Origin of the sequence: Ulvibacter litoralis (genome assembly GCF_900102055.1) — a bacterium.
Lineage (GTDB): Bacteria > Bacteroidota > Bacteroidia > Flavobacteriales > Flavobacteriaceae > Ulvibacter > Ulvibacter litoralis.
In genome coordinates this window covers 1-1807 of the sequence record NZ_FNBA01000044.1, presented here as the reverse complement: position 1 = coordinate 1807, position 1807 = coordinate 1, and the positions used below count along the sequence as shown (strand labels likewise).

The 1807-nt window shown below is 32.0% G+C and carries 2 protein-coding genes; both read right to left on the bottom strand.

The window, feature by feature from the left end; translation table 11 throughout:
* Positions 1–275, bottom strand: a 275-nt coding sequence (locus BLQ00_RS17350; protein WP_093145583.1) for a RidA family protein, incomplete at its 3' end; no start/stop codon positions are given.
* 246 nt (positions 276–521) lie between these two features.
* Positions 522–1682 carry a serine hydrolase domain-containing protein gene (locus tag BLQ00_RS17345; protein WP_093145582.1) on the bottom strand — a complete coding sequence of 387 codons (1161 nt, stop codon included), beginning with the start codon at positions 1680–1682 and terminating at the stop codon, positions 522–524.
* Positions 1683–1807: the final 125 nt, after the last annotated feature.

The following is a 1807-nucleotide window of genomic DNA, read 5'->3' as shown; positions in this document are numbered from 1 at the left end:
CCATAAGCATTCTGCCCTTGAACAATGTGAATGTTTAATTTCACTAAACTCTCAAAATTTACTCCACAAGATTTAAGAGCAATTTCAAGGTTTTTCATTACTTGCTCAGTTTGTTGTAAAATATCATTTTTCCCTACAATTTCTCCGTTTCCGTTTACTGCATTTTGTCCACCGATATAAATTGTCTTTCCGTTTCCTTCAGTCGTTATAATTTGAGAAAATGCAGGATTTTTTATTAGTCCATTTGGATTTATATGTTCTATTTTATTCTCCATTGTTCGTTGTTTTCAGCTTGCAGGTAACGGGTTAGTATAACGATTGTTGCGTTTGGCGTAGCGCGCTGAGGGCAGCAGCGACAAGTTCAAACTTCACTTCTTAGTTCCAAATTCATCAGAGCTGCGTGAGACTCAGAAGGGCAAGCTTTACGTTATTTTCAGAAACCAATATAGTTAAATATTTGCAGAGAATATTAAATAATTACCGCAAGAGCCATAATTGTTATACGGTGTTGGCAGTAGTTTTTATTTGGTAATTATCTCCATCAATTTATTCGCTACTGCTTCGGCTGGAAAATTTTGATTTATAGAAATAGCCATAATTACTTTAGATTTCACATCGTAGAAAGCTATTGTTTTATAATTTTCAGTTCCGCCACTATGTCCAATCCAAAGATTATCTGTATTGTTAAGTTCCTTAAAATCGTATAACATAATTCCATTTCCATAATATGTACCCTTGTCAAACATTGGGTATAAATCTTTCATCATCGCTTGTACCATTTCAATAGGAATTATTTTTCCTGTCAACAACGCACTTAAAAAAACTGCGATATCTTTTGAATCGCTTATGATATTACCTGCTCCCATAGGTCCTGAAGAATCTTTGGGTATAACAGAATCTTTATTATGAGCCAATGCTAAATTAGAAGGTATTTCTTTAGATGCTTTTAATGTTTTTAGATTTAAAGCATCCGAAATTCTTTCTTTGACAACCTGTTTAAATATTTTAGCTTCTACTTTTTCTATTATTAAAGCCAATAACACATAGCCAGTATTTGTATATGACCAATATTCATTAGGTTTAAATAGATTTTTTTTAGCCTTAAATCTTTCTAAAAGCTCTTCCGGACTAAAATTTTTGTTACTAGATTGGAAATCTGGGTCAGCATTAAAACTATAAATTCCATTAGTATGGTTAAGTAATTGTTCTATAGTTATTTTTTTTGAATATTGAATTTCAGGATACCATTTAGAAAGTTTGTCTTTAAACGAAAGTTTGCCCTCTAAAACTAATTGATGAATTATAGTACTGGTTATTAATTTACTTACACTCATCCAACTGAATACAGATAAGCTATCAATATGTATGTTTTCTGGTTTAGATATGAAACCTCTATTTGTTTCCCAAATTCCTTTTTCAGGAACTAGTACTGTTGCCGTAATTCCTGTAACATTATGTTTTTCAAATAGCTCGTCAATTTTTTGGTTTAATTTAATTGTTAATTCACTTTCTAAACTTTGGTCTAAGATATAGTTCGTAGAATCAGGGAAAATATCAATGCCTAGTTCTTGATGTTTAGGTGCACCTTTATATTTATTTTGAGCCAATAATGTTTGATTGGACGAACAAGAAAAAATTATTAGTCCGATTAAAATCCCAAGTGTCAAATTTATTTTTTTCATATTTGCTTCTGGCTGTCTTAAATTACTGCCAACGGGTTAGTATAACGATTGTTGCGTTTGGCGCAGCGCGCTGAGGGCAGCAGCGACAAGTTCAAATTTCACTTCTTAGTTCCAAATTATTCAGA

Bases quoted from the DNA above. Each gene is read 5' to 3' on its own strand.
- BLQ00_RS17345 (WP_093145582.1), bottom strand. From the start codon at position 1,682: ATGAAAAAAATAAATTTGACACTTGGGATTTTAATCGGACTAATAATT.